The organism is Streptomyces sp. NPDC002276, assembly GCF_053891435.1.
This window is the reverse complement of the sequence record NZ_JBSFCQ010000009.1, coordinates 147,216-164,051: the sequence shown is the minus strand read 5'-3', so window position 1 is coordinate 164,051 and position 16,836 is coordinate 147,216. Positions and strand designations below refer to the sequence as shown.

Annotated in this window: 16 protein-coding genes and 1 tRNA gene; 11 read left to right on the top strand and 6 right to left on the bottom strand. The window is 69.7% G+C overall.

Annotation, left to right across the window (positions count from 1 at the left end; genetic code table 11):
- Window positions 1-19: 19 nt before the first annotated feature.
- From ACWIHT_RS23765 to ACWIHT_RS23750, 4 genes are read left to right on the top strand one after another with little or no spacing between them, the layout of a single operon-like run.
- Window positions 20-817 carry a hypothetical protein gene (locus tag ACWIHT_RS23765; protein WP_456170213.1) on the top strand — a complete coding sequence of 266 codons (798 nt, stop codon included), beginning with the start codon at window positions 20-22 and terminating at the stop codon, window positions 815-817.
- 32 nt (window positions 818-849) lie between these two features.
- Window positions 850-1,608 (top strand): GntR family transcriptional regulator, encoded by a 759-nt coding sequence (locus ACWIHT_RS23760; protein ID WP_456170212.1) that lies wholly within the window; start codon window positions 850-852, stop codon window positions 1,606-1,608.
- Window positions 1,609-1,650: 42 nt separating this feature from the next.
- Window positions 1,651-2,775 (top strand): TIGR03364 family FAD-dependent oxidoreductase, encoded by a 1,125-nt coding sequence (locus ACWIHT_RS23755; protein ID WP_456170211.1) that lies wholly within the window; start codon window positions 1,651-1,653, stop codon window positions 2,773-2,775.
- A gap of 7 nt (window positions 2,776-2,782) precedes the next feature.
- On the top strand, window positions 2,783-3,511 hold the full coding sequence (locus ACWIHT_RS23750) for a phosphonatase-like hydrolase (protein WP_456170210.1): 729 nt from the start codon (window positions 2,783-2,785) through the stop codon (window positions 3,509-3,511).
- Here ACWIHT_RS23750 and ACWIHT_RS23745 read toward each other — a convergent pair.
- The gene (locus ACWIHT_RS23745) at window positions 3,457-4,236 is read right to left on the bottom strand and encodes an HAD-IIA family hydrolase (RefSeq protein ID WP_456170209.1); all 780 of its coding nucleotides are present in this window, start codon (window positions 4,234-4,236) and stop codon (window positions 3,457-3,459) included. The two genes, ACWIHT_RS23750 and ACWIHT_RS23745, sit on opposite strands and share 55 nt — an antisense overlap.
- Window positions 4,237-4,350: 114 nt before the next feature.
- Here ACWIHT_RS23745 and ACWIHT_RS23740 point away from each other — a divergent pair, with 114 nt between their 5' ends.
- Both ACWIHT_RS23740 and ACWIHT_RS23735 read left to right on the top strand, forming a co-directional pair.
- Window positions 4,351-4,929, top strand: a complete 579-nt coding sequence (locus ACWIHT_RS23740) for a hypothetical protein (protein WP_456170208.1) — start codon at window positions 4,351-4,353, stop codon at window positions 4,927-4,929.
- A 6-nt stretch (window positions 4,930-4,935) separates the two neighbouring features.
- Complete coding sequence (locus ACWIHT_RS23735) at window positions 4,936-5,619, top strand: class F sortase (RefSeq protein WP_456170207.1); 684 nt, start codon at window positions 4,936-4,938, stop codon at window positions 5,617-5,619.
- A gap of 263 nt (window positions 5,620-5,882) precedes the next feature.
- On the opposite strand, the gene ACWIHT_RS23730 is transcribed toward ACWIHT_RS23735, so the two are convergent.
- Window positions 5,883-6,335 carry a hypothetical protein gene (locus ACWIHT_RS23730; RefSeq protein WP_456170206.1) on the bottom strand — a complete coding sequence of 151 codons (453 nt, stop codon included), beginning with the start codon at window positions 6,333-6,335 and terminating at the stop codon, window positions 5,883-5,885.
- A 326-nt stretch (window positions 6,336-6,661) separates the two neighbouring features.
- Here ACWIHT_RS23730 and ACWIHT_RS23725 point away from each other — a divergent pair, with 326 nt between their 5' ends.
- Complete coding sequence (locus tag ACWIHT_RS23725; RefSeq protein WP_456170205.1) at window positions 6,662-7,687, top strand: glycoside hydrolase family 6 protein; 1,026 nt, start codon at window positions 6,662-6,664, stop codon at window positions 7,685-7,687.
- Here ACWIHT_RS23725 and glxA read toward each other — a convergent pair whose 3' ends face one another.
- The 4 genes from glxA to ACWIHT_RS23705 all read right to left on the bottom strand — a co-directional run bounded on the left by glxA (window position 7,688) and on the right by ACWIHT_RS23705 (window position 12,783).
- Window positions 7,688-9,622 (bottom strand): radical copper oxidase GlxA, encoded by a 1,935-nt coding sequence (gene glxA / locus ACWIHT_RS23720; protein ID WP_456170204.1) that lies wholly within the window; start codon window positions 9,620-9,622, stop codon window positions 7,688-7,690. It lies immediately after the preceding gene.
- Window positions 9,619-11,523, bottom strand: coding sequence for a glycosyltransferase family 2 protein (locus ACWIHT_RS23715; RefSeq protein WP_456170203.1), 1,905 nt, complete (start codon window positions 11,521-11,523; stop codon window positions 9,619-9,621). The genes glxA and ACWIHT_RS23715 overlap by 4 nt, the downstream gene beginning before the upstream one ends.
- Window positions 11,524-11,838: 315 nt before the next feature.
- Window positions 11,839-12,552, bottom strand: coding sequence for a FadR/GntR family transcriptional regulator (locus ACWIHT_RS23710; RefSeq protein ID WP_456170202.1), 714 nt, complete (start codon window positions 12,550-12,552; stop codon window positions 11,839-11,841).
- A gap of 157 nt (window positions 12,553-12,709) precedes the next feature.
- Window positions 12,710-12,783 (bottom strand) — tRNA-Lys (locus ACWIHT_RS23705).
- Window positions 12,784-12,961: 178 nt separating this feature from the next.
- On the opposite strand from ACWIHT_RS23705, the gene ACWIHT_RS23700 reads away from it, so the two are divergent.
- From ACWIHT_RS23700 to ACWIHT_RS23685, 4 genes are all read left to right on the top strand, one after another.
- The gene (locus ACWIHT_RS23700; protein WP_456170201.1) at window positions 12,962-14,356 is read left to right on the top strand and encodes a peptidoglycan-binding protein; all 1,395 of its coding nucleotides are present in this window, start codon (window positions 12,962-12,964) and stop codon (window positions 14,354-14,356) included.
- Between the two features lie 55 nt (window positions 14,357-14,411).
- Window positions 14,412-15,548 carry an SPFH domain-containing protein gene (locus ACWIHT_RS23695; protein ID WP_456170200.1) on the top strand — a complete coding sequence of 379 codons (1,137 nt, stop codon included), beginning with the start codon at window positions 14,412-14,414 and terminating at the stop codon, window positions 15,546-15,548.
- Window positions 15,549-15,645: 97 nt separating this feature from the next.
- Window positions 15,646-16,254 (top strand): lytic polysaccharide monooxygenase auxiliary activity family 9 protein, encoded by a 609-nt coding sequence (locus ACWIHT_RS23690; protein WP_456170199.1) that lies wholly within the window; start codon window positions 15,646-15,648, stop codon window positions 16,252-16,254.
- Window positions 16,255-16,330: 76 nt separating this feature from the next.
- A complete protein-coding gene (locus tag ACWIHT_RS23685; protein ID WP_456170197.1) occupies window positions 16,331-16,798 on the top strand; it encodes a hypothetical protein in 468 nt (155 codons plus the stop codon).
- Window positions 16,799-16,836 lie beyond the last annotated feature (38 nt).

Genomic DNA, 16,836 nt, shown 5'->3' with positions numbered 1-16,836 from the left:
CCGGCACGCTCATGTGCTTATGCGACTGCCCCTGAGACCGTGCACCCCACTGCGCACCCCACTGCGCACCCCATCGCGCACAGCCCTGTCCCTCTGCCTCGCCGCAGCCGCCCCCCTCCTCGTCACCGCCCCACCGGCCCACGCGGCCGACCCCACCCCCGGCTGCGCGGCCCCCGGCGCCCGCGCGTTCCCCCTCACCACCCGCATCCACGACGGCCCCGACACCTATGCGGCCGGCGGCGGCTACGGCACCTGGTACCTCGACCTCACCAACACCACCGCCCGCCGCTGCACCGGGATCCACCCGGTCGTCGTCCTCGTCGACCAGCGGCGCGCCCTGAAGCCCGCCCAGCCCAGACTCGACTTCTACGACGGCACCGGCCCGCGCCCCCACCCCGTCCGCTTCGCCCCGACCGACGAGGCCGAACTCGTCGGCGCCTTCGACGACGGCTTCCCGGGCTTCACCGTCGACCCCGGCAGGACCCTCACGGTCAAGGTGCGTCTCGCGCTCGCCCCGGACACCGGACCGAACGAGATCACCGCCAACGCGGCCGTCGTACAACGCCATGCCGACGACGGCGACTGGGTCGGCCAGTCGAACGACTACCGCTTCGACGTCGAAGCGGCACCCCCGGGAGACGGCACACCCACCCCCGCCACAACGGCTCCCTCCGCTACGACCCCGCCCGCCGAGGACCTCTCGTTCACCGACGAACTCGCCCGCACCGGAATCGGCACCGCCCACCTCGTCCTCGCCGCCACCTCCGTCCTCCTCGTCACCACCGGCGCCCTGCTGCTGGCCCGGAGGCGCCGATAAGCGCGGGACGTCGTCTCTGCGACCATCTCCGCGTGGACTACCCGAACGACCAGGCCCCCGGCGCCCCCGTGCGCGACGGCATCCCCGAGCACGGCCGCATCCCCAAGTACTACGCGGTGAAGGCCCAAATCGCCGCGCTCGTCGACGAGTTGGGGGAGGGCGCGGTGATTCCCACCGAGCGCGACCTCACCGAGCGGTACGAGGTCGCCCGCGAGACCGTCCGCCAGGCGCTGCGCGAACTCCTGCTGGAGGGCAGGCTGCGCAGACAGGGCCGGGGCACGGTCGTCGCGGGCCCCAAACTGGAGCAGCCGCTGTCCCTGGCCAGCTACACCGAGGGCGTACGACGACAGGGATGCACCCCGGGCCGCAGCCTTGTCGGCCTCGACCGCTTCCCGTGCCCCGACGCGCTCGCCGCCGAGACCGGACTGACCCGCGGCGAACCCGTCTGGCACCTGGAGCGCGTCCTGCTCGCCGACGACGAGCGGGTCGGCCTCGAAAGCATCTACGTCCCCGTCGCCCGACTCCCGCACCTGGACACGGACTTCGAGCCCGGCTCCTCCTTCTACGGCTACCTCGACGCCCGCGGCATCCGCTTCGGCGACGCCGACGAACGCATCGAGACCGTGCTCGCCACCCCGCGCGAGGCCCTGCTCATCGGCACCCCGCCCGCCCTGCCGATGCTGCTGATCCACCGCGTGTCGAGGGACGCGGAGGGGCAGCCGCTGGAACGGGTCCGGGGCCTGTACCGGGGCGACCGCTTCTCCTTCGTCACCAAGCTAACGAATCAATAACGGGTCTAGCCCAAACATCCCGTGCTGGTTCACGCTCTGGGTGTGAGAGTCATAGTCGTCGGAGGCGGCGTGGTCGGCACCACGCACGCCTGGCAAGCAGTGGAACGCGGCCACGAGGTCGTCCAGATCGAGCGCGAGACGGAGGCGCGCGGCGCGTCGCTGCGCAACTTCGGACTGATCTGGGTGGGCGGCCGGGCGGGCGGCGAGGAAGTCGAAACCGCCCTGCGGGCAAGGGAGTTGTGGGAGGAGATCGGCCGTCGCGTCCCCGGCCTCGGCTTCCGGGCCAGCGGCTCGCTGACCGTGGTGCGCGGCCCGTGTGAACTCGCCGTCGCCGAGGCCGCCGTGGCCCGCGCGGACTCCGCGGCCCGCGGCCACAAGCTCCTCACCCCCGCCGAGGCCCGCGCCCTCAACCCCGCCCTGCGCGGCGACTTCACCGCCGCCCTGTACTGCGAGCGCGACGCGGCCGTGGAGCCCCGCACCGCCCAACTCGCCCTGCGCGCGGAGCTGTCGAAGTCCCCGCGCTACACCTTCCTGCCGGGCCGCGAGGTCCGCGAGGTCGTCGGCGAACACGCGGTACGCGACGACCACGGCGACGTGCACCCCGCCGACGCGGTGATCCTGTGCACGGGCGCCTGGCTCGGCGGACTCGTCCGCGAACTCGCGGGACCCCAACTCCCCGTCCGGCGCGTCCGGTTGCAGATGATGCAGACCGACCCGCTCGGCGAACCGCTCCCCACCCCGGTCGCCGACGCGGACAGCTTCCGCTACTACCCCGCCCACCGAGGCCCCGCCCTCGACCGACTCACCACCCACCAGCCGCAGTCGCCCACCGCGGCCGCGCACGCCATGCAACTCCTCATGGTGCAGCGCGCCGACGGCGGACTGACCATCGGCGACACCCACGAGTACGAGCACCCCTTCGCCTTCGACACCGTCGAGGACCCCTACGACCACCTCGCCGAGGTCGCCGAGTCGCTCCTCGGCCGCCCGCTGCCGAAGATCCGCCGCCGCTGGGCCGGTGTGTACGCCCAGTGCACCGACCCCGCCCGGGTCGTCCACCGCCAACAGGTGCGCGACGGCGTGTGGTTGGTCACCGGCCCCGGCGGACGCGGCATGACCTGCTCCCCGGCGATCGCCGAGACCACCGCGAACGAACTGAATTGGTGAGCGACCGATGAACCAGCACATCAGCCTCGTCGTCCTCGACATGGCCGGCACCACCGTCGCCGACGACGGCCTCGTCGAAGAGGCCTTCACCGCCGCCGCCCGACACCTGGGCGTGGAACCCGCCACGATGCTGGACCACGTCCGCGCCACCATGGGCGAGTCCAAGATCGCCGTCTTCCGGCACCTGTTCGGCGAGGAAGCGAAGGCCCAACAGGCCAACAGGGCCTTCGAGTCGGCCTACGCCGACCTCGTCGACGGCGGCCGGGTCACCGCCCTCCCCGGCGCCCGCGAGACCATCGAGACCCTCAAGTCCCAAGGCCGCACAGTGGTGTTGACGACCGGCTTCGCCCGCCCCACCCAGGACGCGATCCTGGCCGCCCTCGGCTGGCAGGACCTCGCGCACCTCACCCTGTGCCCCGCCGACGCCGGGGGCCGGGGACGCCCGTACCCGGACATGGTCCTCACCGCGTTCCTGCGGACGGCCGCCGCGGACGCCGTAGGACAGGTGGCGGTCGTCGGCGACACCTCGTACGACATGCTCAGCGGCGTCCGCGCCGGGGCGGGCGTGGTCGCCGGTGTGCTCACGGGGGCACACCGGCGGGACGCGCTGAACGGCGCGGGCGCGACGCACGTCCTCGCTTCGGTCGCCGAACTGCCCGCGCTGCTCGCCCGGTCGGAGCCTCAGACGAGGTCGACGATGTCCGCGATGGAGTCCACGACCTTCGTCGGGCGGTAGGGATAACGGTCGAGGTCGGCCCTGGTCGTCAGACCGGTCAGCACCAGGAAGGTCGTCATCCCGGCCTCAAGCCCGGCCAGCACATCGGTGTCCATCCGGTCGCCGATCATGGCGCTCGTCTCCGAGTGCGCGCCGATCGTGTTCAGCGCGCTGCGCATCATCAGAGGGTTCGGCTTGCCGACGAAGTACGGCTCCTTGCCGGTGGCCTTGGTGATCAGCGCGGCGACCGAACCGGTCGCGGGGAGCGCGCCGTCGGGGGAGGGGCCGGTGTTGTCGGGGTTGGTGGCGATGAACCGGGCCCCGTCGTTGATCAGCCGGATCGCCTTGGTCAGCGCCTCGAAGGAGTAGGTCCGGGTCTCGCCCAGGATCACGAAGTCGGGGTCCGAGTCGGTCAGCACGTAACCGGCGTCGTGCAGCGCCGTCGTCAGACCGGCCTCGCCGATGACGTAGGCGGTGCCGCCCGGGTGCTGGTTGTCCAGGAAGGCGGCGGTGGCCAGGGCCGAGGTCCAGATGTTCTCCACCGGCACTTCGAGGCCGATCCGGTTCAGCCGGGCGTGCAGGTCGCGCGCGGTGTAGATCGAGTTGTTGGTGAGGACCAGGAACGGACGCCCGGTCTCCCGCAGCTTCTTGATGAACGCGTCGGCGCCGGGAACCGGGACGCCCTCGTGCATCAACACCCCGTCCATGTCGGTGAGCCACGATTCGATGGGCTTGCGCTCTGTCATGGCGACCATGCTATGCACTCCAGATGTCACCTCCCCCATACGGAGCAATCGGGCCCCGCCAGGGATGCGCGACCGGGTGACCAGGAGGAGTCTCCAGTTATCTGGAGGTTCACGATGGGCTCACTGAAAGTCACTCTCTGTGCAAGTGTCGCGGTCCTGGCGGCGCTCACCCCGACGGCCTACGCGGCGGACGGAGGCACGGTCTCGGTGACCCCCGCGTCCCCCGCCCCCGGCGCCGACGTAGCGCTCAGAATCAGCGGCTGCTCCGGTACGACGGGCTCGGCGGCGTCGGACGCGTTCGTCGCCGACGCGAAACTCGTCGGCACGGCAGGCACCCTCGCCGGCGAGACGCAGGTCCGCTCCGCGCTGGAACCGGGCAGCTACGACGTGAAGATCACCTGCGGGAGCGTGACGGTGAAGGGCGCGATCAAGGTCGTAGCGAATGGATCGGGATCCCCCTCGTCCCAGCCCCCCGCCTCCCCCGTCGCCCCCGTCCACGCGGGCGGTGGCGGCACCGCGCACCTCGCCGCCGTGGACGCCCGCGCGGCCGGTCCCGGCACCGTGCACGCGGTGGTCGGACTGCTGCTGGCCGGTGTCGCCGCGACGGCCGTGGCGCTGCGCAGCGCCCGCAGGAGCCGTAGGCCGTGTCCGCAAAGTCCCGCCTGCCCCGCGACGCCCAGCCGGACGGACTGACCGGCCATGTTCGATCACGACCGGCCCGCCGAGCACGAGCGCTCCACCGGCACCGGACGGCTGCTCACCGGGGTGGCCTGGGCCATGCTGCTGCTCGGGCTCTGGCTGTGGGGCCAGGACCTGACCGACATACGGCAGGGCATATCCGCGCCGACCACCGGCGACGTGGCCGCGGTCGGACGGCCCCCCGAGGCCGAACTGCCGCCCGCCGCGAAGCCGTTGGGCAACGCCCTGCCGCAGCGCATCGACATCCCCGACCTGGCCGTACAGGCACCGGTCGTGAACCGCGGACTCGACGCGCGGGGCGCGATCGACCCACCGTCGTTCGACCAGGCCGGTGTGGTCGGTTGGTACGGCGGCGGGGTGCGGCCGGGCGCCGTCGGTACCGCGCTGATGGTCGGGCACGTCGACACCGAGACCCGGCCCGCCGTCTTCTACAAGCTCAGCACCCTGCGCCCGGGCCGCACCATCCGCGTCGTCCGCGACGACGGCAAGGTCGCCCGGTTCACCGTCGATGACGTACGCGTGCTGACCCGCGCCCACTTCGACGCCCAACAGGCCTACGGCACAAGGCAGTCGGGCCGCGCCGAACTCCGCCTCATCACCTGCGGCGGCACCTTCGACCGCGCCGACCGCAGCTACACGGCGAACGTCATCGTGTCCGCGTACCTCACCGGAACCGGTTTCTGACGGTACCTGGCCCGGCCGACGACCCGCTCCCCCCGAAGCCGCCGACCGGGCTGGTCCTCGACCGCGCGTGCCCGGGCTGCGGGAGTAACCCGGCGAACTACGCGGGAGGCTTGGGAAAACACCGTGGTGGAGGGTGCGCACCGGCCGGGGGCTGGGGCCGTTGGAGTCGACTGTAGAACGAATGAGCGCCCGGGCCTAGAGGGCGAATGACGCCATGTTCATGTGTGGTAGCTCCCTGTCATATGCACTGGTGACCTACGCTGCTACGGACCCCTCAACTCGGCGCCGTCCACGCCCCGTTCGATCACCGACCGCGCCACCCGATCCAGCGGCAGCCGACACCGCCGCGCGCAACGGCGTTCGATCCGTATCCGGCTCGACAACGCCTCCTGCAACTGCCCGGCCAGGGACCGGTATTGGGCGTACGCGCGCTGGTTCTGAAGCCCCAGGCCCGCCGCGTCGGCCAGCGCCTGCGCCACCAGCAGCTCCGAACGGCCGCCGTCCGGACCGCCGTTGGGCAGCGTCGCCACGAACACGTTGAGCGCGCCGAGCAGCGTGTCCCGGCGGCGCACCGACACCGCGAAGGTCGCCACGATCCCGTGCCGCGGCGCCCGCTCGGTGAACTCCGGCCACCGGGCGGCGGAATGGGCCACCCCGATCGACACCGGCGCCACGACGCGCCCGGAGCCGTAGCTCTCCAGACAGGGGCCCGCCACCGTGCTGGGCCGCCAGCAGATCGAGCGCCACCGCCTCCCGATGACTGCTCCCGGCCAGTGACACGGCCTCCCCGCCGTCGATCAGCATCACCCCGGCCGTCCACGCGGACAGCAACTCCACGCAGTGGTCGGACAGTCGCGGCGAGTCGGCCCTCTCGGTTGATTCGGTGCATGACGGCCACCTTCCCCTGCGCCCTGGGACCGGGCGCCTACCCAACGCGGCCGTGCTGTAACAACCGGCCGACAACATCCCGGGCGTTCTCGTGGGCGGCACGCCACGTATGTCACGATTGAGCCTTGGATCGGTACAGCCAAGGGGGAGTTGGATGTACGGCAGCCAGGGGACCCCGGTTCCCTTCGGCACGCGGGCGTCGGCACTGGTCCTGGGGGCGGCACTGCTCCTCGTGGGCTGTTCCTCGGGGGGCGGGGACAAGGAACCCGACGCGGGAGCGAAGATCACCCAACAGCCCGGCGGCGCCGACCCGATCTGGGTCAACCCGGACACCAACGCGGCCCGGCAGTTCGCCGCCTACACCAAGGCGGGCAAGGCCGCCGACGCCGAACAGATCAGGAAGATCGCCGAACAGCCGACCGGCGAGTGGATCGGCCCGGAGAACCCGAAGGCGGAGGCGCAGGGCTTCACCGAGGCCGCCGACCAGGCCGGCCGCACCGCGCTCCTCGTCCTCTACAACATCCCGCACCGCGACTGCGGCCAGTACTCCCAGGGCGGCGCGGGCGACGGCGACGCCTACCGCGCCTGGATCGACGCGGTGGCCCAGGGCATCGCCGACCGTTCCGCCACGGTGATCCTCGAACCGGACGCCCTGCTCCACCTGGTGGACGGCTGCACACCCGCCCAGTTCCAGGACGAGCGCTACGACCTCCTGGACTACGCCATCACCAAGCTCAAGTCCCTCAAGCACACGAAGGTCTACCTGGACGCCGGGAACGCGGGCTGGGGCCACCCCGACGAGATCTACCAGCCCCTCCAGCGAGCGGGCATCGCCAAGGCCGACGGCTTCGCGGTGAACGTCTCCAACTTCTACTCCACGGAAGACTCCATCGCGTACGGCAAACAGCTCTCGGCCAAGGTGGACGCCAAACACTTCGTCATCGACACCAGCCGCAACGGCAACGGACCGTATACGGCAGGCGACGAGGACGAGAACTGGTGCAACCCCCCGGGCAGGTCCCTGGGCGAAACCCCGACCACGAAGACGGCGGACCCCTTGGTGGACGCCTACTTGTGGATCAAACGCCCGGGGGAGTCGGACGGCGAGTGCAAGGGCGGCCCGAAGGCGGGCCAGTGGTGGGCGAGTTACGCACTGGCCCTCGCGAAGTCGAGCAGGTGATCAGGGCACTTCGACCCACACCGCCTTGCTCGGCGTCCCCAGATCGTCATCCACGAACAGCATGTACCACCCGGACTGCACCAGGTTCTTGTCCTTGGGCACAGTCACTGTGATCTTGTTCCCGGCCGTCTTGAAGTCCAGCGCGATGGACCGCTGATCCACATCGGTGACATGCGTGGACGCACTGGGCCGAATCAACCGCACCTTCTTGATCGAGGAAGCGTGCTGCGAGGTGAACGTCCCCGACGAACCCCGCGCGATGCTCGCCGGCCCCCCGGAAATGTCCGGCCGGGAATCCCGGTACAGATACGGCGGCGTATAGATCTCGATCCGCTGCTCGAAGACCCCCGGCTTCGTGTTCGCCTTGTCCGCGTACAACGAGTTGGACCCGAAGAACATCACCCGCCCGTCCGGCAGCAGGATCGACCCGGAGTGGTAGTTCCGCCCCACCAGCGGATCGGCGACCTTGTCGAAGGTGTTCGTGTCGGGGTGGTACAGCCGGGCCTGAAGGATGTCGGAGTCGCCGCGCCCCCGATAGTCCTCGGAACCGCCCGACACCAGCACGGTGTCGTCGGGCAGGATCGACGTCTGCGGATACCGCGTGCCCTTCTCCAGCGAGGGCCCGTCCACGAACTTCGGGTCGGCGTCCTTCAGATCGACCAGCCGCGTCTTGTTCGTCGACAGCTTCGACTCGCCGACACCCCCGCCCCCGATCACCATGTACTTCTCGTCCTGCGCCGGAGCGAGCAGCACGGTCGCCGAGGTCTCCATCATGTTCGGATCGCTCAGCCCCGGAATCTTCGTGAACTGATTCGTGTCGACGTCCCAAATCCCGGGATCGCGGCCCACGTTGTCCGGCCCGTACCCCGCGTTCGACCCCGAGTAGAACAGCTTCCCGTTCTCCGTCAGGAACAGCGCCGGATAGGTCGGGAACTGTCGCTTCGTCTTCGTGTACGTCCACTTCTTCGTCGCCGGATCGAAGACCTCGTTCTTCCCCGGCACCAACTGCCCGATGTCGTCGAGCCCGGAGACGCTGAGCACCTTTCCGTCCGACAGCGTCGTCAGCGTCGGATACCAGCGTGCCTCGTTCATCGGATCGACCTTGATGTACTTCTCGGCGACCGGATCGAACTCGTACGCGTTCTTGATCCCCTCGAAGTCCCGCTTGTCGAGCCCGAACTTGTTCCCGATGCCGTACGTGTTGCGCTCGTCGGCGCCGGTCAGCCCCTGGATGCGGTAGTTGTCCTGGGTGCCGGTCTCGTACTGGGTGCCCTCCTTGGGCGCCTCGACGACGACCCGGGCGTAACCGGGGTTGTTCCGCAGGAACTTGCCGGTCTTCTTGTCGAACACCTTGACCGCGCGCGGGACGATGACGGAGTCCGTGGAGAGGAAGGACTTGCCGTTCGCCTTGCCGGTGAACTTCGTGCCCCGGGGCAGGGTCATCGGCTTGTCGGGGTTCTCGTTGTAGAGAATCATCACGCCCCCGGCCTTCTTCACATCCCCCTTCAGCTTCTCGTACTTCTGGGTGCCGCCCGCGATCAGCAGGTTGCCGTTGGCGAGTTGGGTGTGCCCGGTGCAGAACAGGTCGGCGGGGGTGGGCACTTTCTTGATGGTGCCCTTGACCGGATCCCAGATCCGGGTGTCGAACTTCTTCGCGTCGAAGTTGTCCTGGTTGTTGCCCGACCCGGCGATGAGCAGCACCTTGCCGGTACGCAGCAGCGCCGCGTGGATGGTGTCCTGCCGGTACTTCTTCGGGAACTGGATGATGTCCCAGTGCCCGTTGTCGGCTTTGTACTCGGGCTTGTTGATGACGTACTGGTGGTATCTCTCGGTGCCGAATCTGTACAGCCAGGGCCCGTTCATCCCGGCCAGGGCGATGACGACCACCGTGCTGATCGCGAGTCGACGGGCACGGCGCCGGCCGGCTTCCTTCATTCCTTACGGCCCCCCGTCCCGCCGAGCACGATCTGCATGGTCTGCTCGCTGTTGCCCGCCGCCGCCCAACTGGGCTTCTGCTGCGGGACGGTGGGGGCGGCGACGACGGGCGGCCGCTTCTTCTCCTGGCGCAGCATGTACCGCCAGGCCAGGATCGGCGAGGCGGTGATCAGCAGGGCGAACGTGGCCCAGGTGATCATCGCGGGGTGGGAGTGCCCGTTCTCGAAGCCGGCCATCAGCGAGCCGCCGAAGATCAGGATGAAGAACCAATGGACCCGGAACGTCCCGAACAGCGTGTCGGGGCTGGCCGAGTCGCCCTTCGGCGTCACCACGAACTTGCTCTTCCTGCGCAGTACGGCGTCGAACAGCGAGCGCGCGTATATCGGCGCCGACAGCGCGGACATCACCATGCCGGCGACCCCGCCCGACCCCTCCGGTTCGTGCGGGGAGACGTTGTGCCGCCGGTTCCAGATGTAGAGGCCGATCTGGAGCGCGGACGCGTTGCCGTAGAGCATCAGCCACATCGTCGGGTCGATGTTCACACCCGAGGCGCCCATGCCCAGGAACAGGGCACAACTCAGCGCGGCCAGTATCCAGTTGAGGGCCGACATCGGGTAGAAGATGATCATCATGGTGTAGTTGAAGAGCTTGCCCGGAGGCATCGAGAAGAAGCCCTTCCAGTACTGCTTGAGGATCGTCTCGTACGTCCCGCGCGACCACCGCAGCTGCTGCGTGAAGAAGTCCGTCCAGGCGCTGGGGCCTTCGCCGACCGCGAGCACGTCGGGCGTGTAGACCGACTTCCACTTCTTCCCGGTGGCCGGGTTCTTGGCCCGGTGCATCTCGAAGCCGGTGGCCATGTCCTCGGTGATCGAGTCGTACAGCCCGCCGATCTGCTGAAGTGCCTTGATCCGTACGGCATTCGAGGTCCCGACGAACATCGGTGAGCCGTAGCGGTTGCCGGCCCGCTGGATCAGGGCGTGGAAGAGGAACTGCTGCGACTCGGCGGCCTTGGTGACCGGGGTGTCGTAATTGCCGTACACCTGGGGGCCGATGACGAAGCCGACGTCCGGGTCGCGGAAGAAACCGAGCATCCGCTCCAGGTAGTTGGGCAGCGGCACGTGGTCGGTGTCGACGGAGGCGAAGTAGTCGTACTCGTCGCCGTGCGCCTCAAGCCAGGCGTTGTAGTTGCCGTGCTTGGTCTTCGCGCGGTTGGGCCCCTTGGGCTGGTTCCACTTCTCGACTCCCTTGCGGGAGAAGTGATGTACGCCGAGCCGCCCGCACACCGCCTTGACCTCGGGGTCGTCGCCCTCGTCGAGCAGCCACACGTGCAGAAGCCCCCGGTGGCGCAGCCGTACGGCCGCCTCCAAGGTCTTGGTGACCATCTCCAGGGGCTCCTTGCCGGGCACGAACGTCGTGATGAACGCGACTCTCGTGCCGGTCTCCGGGACCACCGGGATCGGGTCGCGGGCGACCAGCGTGGCGTGCGCGTTGGACAGCACGTTCATGCAGCGGAAGAACTCGATCAGACCGATCGCGACCAGCATCACGATGTCCAGCGCGGGCAGGAAGTCGTAGGCGGGATAGTCGCGTTGGGTCCAGTGCCCCGGCTGGAGCAGCCAGCCCAGCAGGATCAGGGAGAGCAGCGGCGCCGCGCCCAGCATGAGCGCGGCGCGGACGCGGTGCGTCTCCTGCGACAGCAGCGACCGGTACTGGACCTTGTACGGCCGGTCCGGGGCGGGCTGCGTGAGGGGTCCCGCAAGGCGGCTGTAGTGCTCGTAGTCGTATCTCGGAAGTGTGTTCTTGATCCGGCGGAAACTGCCGGTCCGGTGTCCCGGGACTCTGAGTTCGGTGGTTTGTGACGGGTCGAAGCCCTGTCGGGCGCCCGTCGGCGTCGACGTCATGAGTCATCCCCCCACACGCGGAAACGCGCGTGTCTGTTTGTCGCGGCCGCCCGGCAGGGTCCCCCTCGACCCTCGACGGGCGTGTCAGTGGTGGCCACAGTCACCACACAGTCCACTCACAAAGACATGTGACTGCGACCGTCCGGTTGCGCGATGCCCCCTCCGACATCTGTTCCCGGGCGGGGCCCCTCCTCCCCGCGAAACCGCGCAACCGGTTCCGTACCCCCTCAACTGCCGTGTACCGACAGCATCTTCAAAACCAGGGTTCTACGGTGCTCATCTTGATCGCAAGACACGAAACGCGGTGTTTACCGGTCATACGCGTTCATTGGGGTGTGTGTGGGGATCAGGCGGAGTCGTTGTGGACAGTCTCGTGCGCACGTTGTCGAAGTGTTCCCTTATCGCCATCTCGGCGCGCTTCGCATCCCCGGACCGGACCGCGTCGAGGATCTCCCGGTGCTGGCGGCAGGTGACCTCGGGGTCCTGCGGGCCGGTGGCGAGATCGGCGCGGACGCGGTGGAAGGCGTCCCAGAAGGCCTCCAGGACCTCGCTCAGCAGCGCGTTGTCCAGTCCCCGGTAGAGCGTGGCGTGAAAGGCGCGGTCGGTGGCCGCGAGGCCGACTCCCTCGGCCGCCTCCCGCTCCATCCGCCGTACCAGCGCGTCGAGTTCGAGGAGATCCCGCTCGGGCAACCGCCCCGCGAGCCGGGCGACGAGCCCCGACTCGACCGCCTCCCGCAGTTCGAGCAGCTGGAGCAGGCTGTCCTCGCCGCGGTAGTGCCCGACGACGGTACGGAACGCGAGACCCTCGACCATCGGCGCGAGCGACATCGGGCCGACGTACGTCCCGAACCCGTGCCGGATCTCGACGATCCCCATCGCCTGGAGGGCCTTGAGCGCCTCGCGCACCGAGTTCCGGCTCGCGCCGAGGAACACCATCAGCTCGGGCTCGGTCGGCAGCGGCGCCCCCGAGGGCAGCCGACGGTCGAGGATGAGCTTCTTGATCCGCTCCTGAAGGTCACGGGCTGCCATGGCGAGAGGGTAACCGGCCAAACGGGGGGAGAGCTGTGTTCCGCCCGCACGGATGTTCCGGCCGCGCGGCTGCCCCTGCGGTTGCCTCCGTGCCCGCGCGGATCTTCCCTCCGCCCATGCAAAAGGCCCCCCGCAGTGCGGAGGGCCTCGCTGTCTGTGCGCCGCCAGGGACTCGAACCCCGGACCCGCTGATTAAGAGTCAGCTGCTCTAACCAACTGAGCTAGCGGCGCCTGCTGACCTGCATAACTCTACCGGACGCACGGGGGTGCTCCCGACCACCCCCGCAGGCTCCCGGGTGGGCCCTTGTACATCATTCGGACCGTCAACATGCGAGTCCGGAAGACAGTTGAGAAACTGGCGCACGTGCACGAGCGCGGAAATATCCACCTGGAGTGTGAGGGGCATCGCATGGAGACTCCGGTATTCGAGGAATTCGATCCCGCGAGCGATTGCGATTGCCCGGAATGCGTTCACCGGCGGCGCGCCCTGCCGCATTCCCCGACCGTCCGAACCGGCGGTCGCCCCACCGCCCAACGAGTCCTGGTGGTGGCCGCCGCCGCGTCCGCGACCCTCGCCGCAGGGCACGCCGTACCGGCCCTCGCCGCCCCCCACACCCCGGCCCGCCCCGGCGTCCCCGCAGGTGACGCGGGTGACGAACCCGCGACCCCGCAGGGCGGCAAGGCCCCGCTGCACGGCCCGAGCGGGACACCGGCGAAGCCGGCCGGTGTCCTCAAGGCGCCCGCGACCACCCGGGCCGAGATCATCAACCGGGCCAAGACCTGGATCACGGCCGAGGTGCCGTACAGCATGAACGAATACTGGTCGGACGGTTACCGGCAGGACTGCTCGGGGTTCGTCTCGATGGCCTGGGGGCTGCCGGGGAACGAATGGACCGGCAGCCTCGACCAGTACGGGACACGTATTTCCAAGGAGGAACTTCAGCCCGGCGACATTCTGCTGTTCCACAATCCGGAGAATCCCGAGAAGGGCTCCCACGTCGTCATCTTCGGCGGCTGGACCGACTACACGCACACCTACTACATCGCCCTGGAGGAGACTCCCTCGCACGCCCGGCGCCAGTCCACGCCGTATGCGTACTGGAGCCACTCCGCCAACTACGTCCCCTACCGCTACAAGGGCCTGACCCTGAGCGCGGCGGAGGTCAACCCGAAGCCCCCGGCGCCTTCGAAGCCCGCGGTGCCCCCGGTGACCCCGGCCGGCGCGGTCACGCCGAAGACGGCGTACCCGGGAGCGGCGTATTTCGGCCCCGGCGCCAACAACAAGTACGTCACCCAGCTGGGCAAGATGCTCGTCGCCCGTGGCGCCGGCGCCTACTACGCGGCGGGTCCCGGCCCGGTCTGGTCGGACGCGGACCTGCTGGCCACCCAGGCGTTCCAGCAGGCCCAGGGCTGGACCGGCGCGGACGCGGACGGTCTGCCGGGACCGCTGACCTGGGAACTGCTGGTCACGGGGAAGGGCAAGAACATCGGCGGGGCGTTCGTGGGAGCGGCGGGGCCGTCCGGAGCGACGGGCCCGCCCGCTGCCCCGGCCGCCTCGCACGGCGCCCCCGGGTATCCCGGCCGGGGCGTGTTCCGTCCGGGAGCGACCAACAAGTACGTCACCGAACTCGGAAAGCAGCTGGTCAAGAAGGGCTTCGGCAAGTACTACACGACGGGCCCGGGACCGCGCTGGGGCGAGCCGGACCGGCGCAACGTCGAGGCCTTCCAGCGCGCCCAGGGCTGGCGCGGCGGCGCGGCGGACGGCTACCCGGGGCCGGAGACCTGGCGCCGCCTCTTCTCGTAGGTCCGAAAACCCAAGAACTGTCATGGCGTATCTGGCGCGGAGGCTGGAGGCACGCATGAGTACGACGACCACTTCACAGACGCCCGAGAACGAGGAACCCGCGGGACCGCCCGAGGGGCAGACCCGGCCCGCGCGGCTCATCCAGAACGAGGCGACCACCGAGATCCCCGTCCACCTGCTGTTCCGCGACGACCCCGACCCGGTGTCGCTGCCGCTCAGACCCGCCGTCGTAGGGCGCAGGCAGGGCACCGGCGAACAGCCGCGCTTCCGTCGCCCCCTTCCGGCCAAGCCGCGCCCGGCACCGGAGGTCGACCCCGAGCTGGTGGAGCGGCCGGCCCGGGTGCTGCCCGGCACGGCGGGCGTACTCGCCGGTTCCTGCGGACTCGCCGGCTGTCTCGCCGCCTCGTGGTGGGCGGGCGTCCTGCCCCCGCTCGCGGCCGACGCGCTACGGCTGCCGGTCCACGCCGGTGCCGGACTCGGTCCCGCGCAGTGGGCGGCGTACGCGGGGGCCGGCGCGCTCGGGCTGTTCGGCTTCGGCGGTCTTGCCCGGGGCCGTACCGGAGGGGCCTGGGTGCTCGGTCTGTTCGGGCGGTACCGGGGGACGGTCCGGCGCACCGGGCTGATGTGGGTCAACCCGCTGCTGCTGCGCCGCCGGGTCGACGTACGGCTGCGGCACTGGCGCAGCGAGCCGATGCCGGCCGCCGACGCGAACGGGGTCGCGCTGCGGGTCGCCGTGCTCGTGGTGTGGCGGGTGCGGGACACCGCGCGGGCCACGCTCGGGGTCGAGGACCACGAGACGTATCTGCGCGAGTGTGTGGAGGCGGCGCTGACCCGGGTGCCGGTGGAGCCGTCGGGCGGTGGCGCGAAGGGCGCGGCCGACCTCGCCGTCGACGCGCTGACCCGGCTGGTCGCTGCGGACGCGGCGCCGGTCGGCATCGAGGTGTTCTCGGTGCGGCCGCTGCGCGTCGAGTACGCCCCGGAGGTGGCCGCCGCGATGACCCGTCGCCGTATCGCCACGCTGGACGCGCAGCAGCGGGCGACGATGCTCACCTCGGTGGTCGACTCGGTGGAGGACACCGTGACCCGGCTGACCATGCGTGGCCTGGTGGAGCTGGACGACTACGAACGCAAGGCGCTGGTCAAGGACTTGACGGTCGCGTTCTGCTCGGGGCGGGGGGAAGCGAGCCCGTGACTGGTATGGACACAGTCAAGTAGCGGTAATAATCTGGGACTTGGTCTAGACCTGCACGGCTCACGGAACTCCCCACACGTTCTCCTGGAGCGGCAGCATGCGCAAAAAGACCAAGTGGTACGCGGGCGTGCTCGGGCTCACCACGGCCGGGGCCGTCGTGCTCTCGTCCGGGGCCGCGAGCAGCCACGGCTACACCGACCTCCCCATCAGCAGGCAGAAGCTCTGTGCCAACGGCACGGTGACGAACTGCGGTGACATCCAGTACGAGCCGCAGAGCGTCGAGGGCCCCAAGGGCTTCCCGGCCGCCGGTCCCGCCGACGGCCAGATCTGCAACGGCGGCCTGAGCCGCTTCGCACAGCTCAGCGCGCCGAAGACCCCGTCGGGCGCCGCGTGGCCGACGACCAAGGTGACGGGTGGTCAGTCGTACACGTTCCGCTGGCAGTTCACGGCGATCCACGCCACGACGGACTTCAAGTACTACGTCACCAAGGCGGGTTGGAACCAGAACCACAACCTGGCCCGCTCGGACCTCAACACCACCCCGTTCCTCACCGTCCCCTACAACGGCCAGCGCCCCTCGTCGTCCACCATCTCCCACACCGGCACGCTCCCGTCCGGTCTCTCCGGCCACCATGTGATCGTCGCGGTGTGGACGATCGCGGACACGACCAACGCGTTCTACTCCTGCTCGGACGTCACGTTCTGAGCATTGCTTGAGACAGTCCGGTGTTCCCCGGGGGTAGGTTCCCTCCATCAAGCGGTACCTGACCTCGGGGGACACCATGGAAGCGCTGTTCTACGTCATACCTGTGCTCATCATCGTGGTGGTGCTGTGCGGCGCGGTCGCGGTGATCCGCCGCGCGCTGACGACGAGCAGGGCCTGGAACAGCGGTCTCACCGCCGAAGCCCGCTGTCTGCGGACGTACACGACGACCAGCGGCGGCATCGGGGACACCTCGGTGACGACGAGGCTGAACCATGTCTACGAGTTCACGACCCGTGAGGGCCGTGCCGTCCGGTTCGAGGAGCGGGGCGGGTCGGGGACGGTGGTGGAGGGCGACTTCGTCACCGTGTACTACGCGGCCGATCACCCCGAGCGGGCCACCGCCGAGGCTCCGGCCCGCGGGAAGCTCATGCTGGGGACAGGCCTCGCGCTGGTGTTCTTCGGTGCGTTCATCGCCTTCTGCATCGGGTTCATCATCGTGACCCACGAGGCGTCCCCGGCGGCCGGCGACTTCATGACCCCGTAGCCCCTCCACATCTGACGGTACGTCAACTACCGTGCCCT

Excerpts from the sequence above, each read along its gene's own strand:
- ACWIHT_RS23765 (WP_456170213.1), top strand. The coding sequence starts at position 20 with ATGCGACTGCCCCTGAGACCGTGCACCCCACTGCGCACCCCACTGCGC.
- ACWIHT_RS23750 (WP_456170210.1), top strand. The coding sequence starts at position 2,783 with ATGAACCAGCACATCAGCCTCGTCGTCCTCGACATGGCCGGCACCACC.
- ACWIHT_RS23745 (WP_456170209.1), bottom strand. The coding sequence starts at position 4,236 with ATGACAGAGCGCAAGCCCATCGAATCGTGGCTCACCGACATGGACGGG.
- ACWIHT_RS23740 (WP_456170208.1), top strand. The coding sequence starts at position 4,351 with ATGGGCTCACTGAAAGTCACTCTCTGTGCAAGTGTCGCGGTCCTGGCG.
- ACWIHT_RS23735 (WP_456170207.1), top strand. The coding sequence starts at position 4,936 with ATGTTCGATCACGACCGGCCCGCCGAGCACGAGCGCTCCACCGGCACC.
- ACWIHT_RS23725 (WP_456170205.1), top strand. The coding sequence starts at position 6,662 with ATGTACGGCAGCCAGGGGACCCCGGTTCCCTTCGGCACGCGGGCGTCG.
- glxA (WP_456170204.1), bottom strand. The coding sequence starts at position 9,622 with ATGAAGGAAGCCGGCCGGCGCCGTGCCCGTCGACTCGCGATCAGCACG.
- ACWIHT_RS23715 (WP_456170203.1), bottom strand. The coding sequence starts at position 11,523 with ATGACGTCGACGCCGACGGGCGCCCGACAGGGCTTCGACCCGTCACAA.
- ACWIHT_RS23710 (WP_456170202.1), bottom strand. The coding sequence starts at position 12,552 with ATGGCAGCCCGTGACCTTCAGGAGCGGATCAAGAAGCTCATCCTCGAC.
- ACWIHT_RS23700 (WP_456170201.1), top strand. The coding sequence starts at position 12,962 with ATGGAGACTCCGGTATTCGAGGAATTCGATCCCGCGAGCGATTGCGAT.
- ACWIHT_RS23695 (WP_456170200.1), top strand. The coding sequence starts at position 14,412 with ATGAGTACGACGACCACTTCACAGACGCCCGAGAACGAGGAACCCGCG.
- ACWIHT_RS23690 (WP_456170199.1), top strand. The coding sequence starts at position 15,646 with ATGCGCAAAAAGACCAAGTGGTACGCGGGCGTGCTCGGGCTCACCACG.
- ACWIHT_RS23685 (WP_456170197.1), top strand. The coding sequence starts at position 16,331 with ATGGAAGCGCTGTTCTACGTCATACCTGTGCTCATCATCGTGGTGGTG.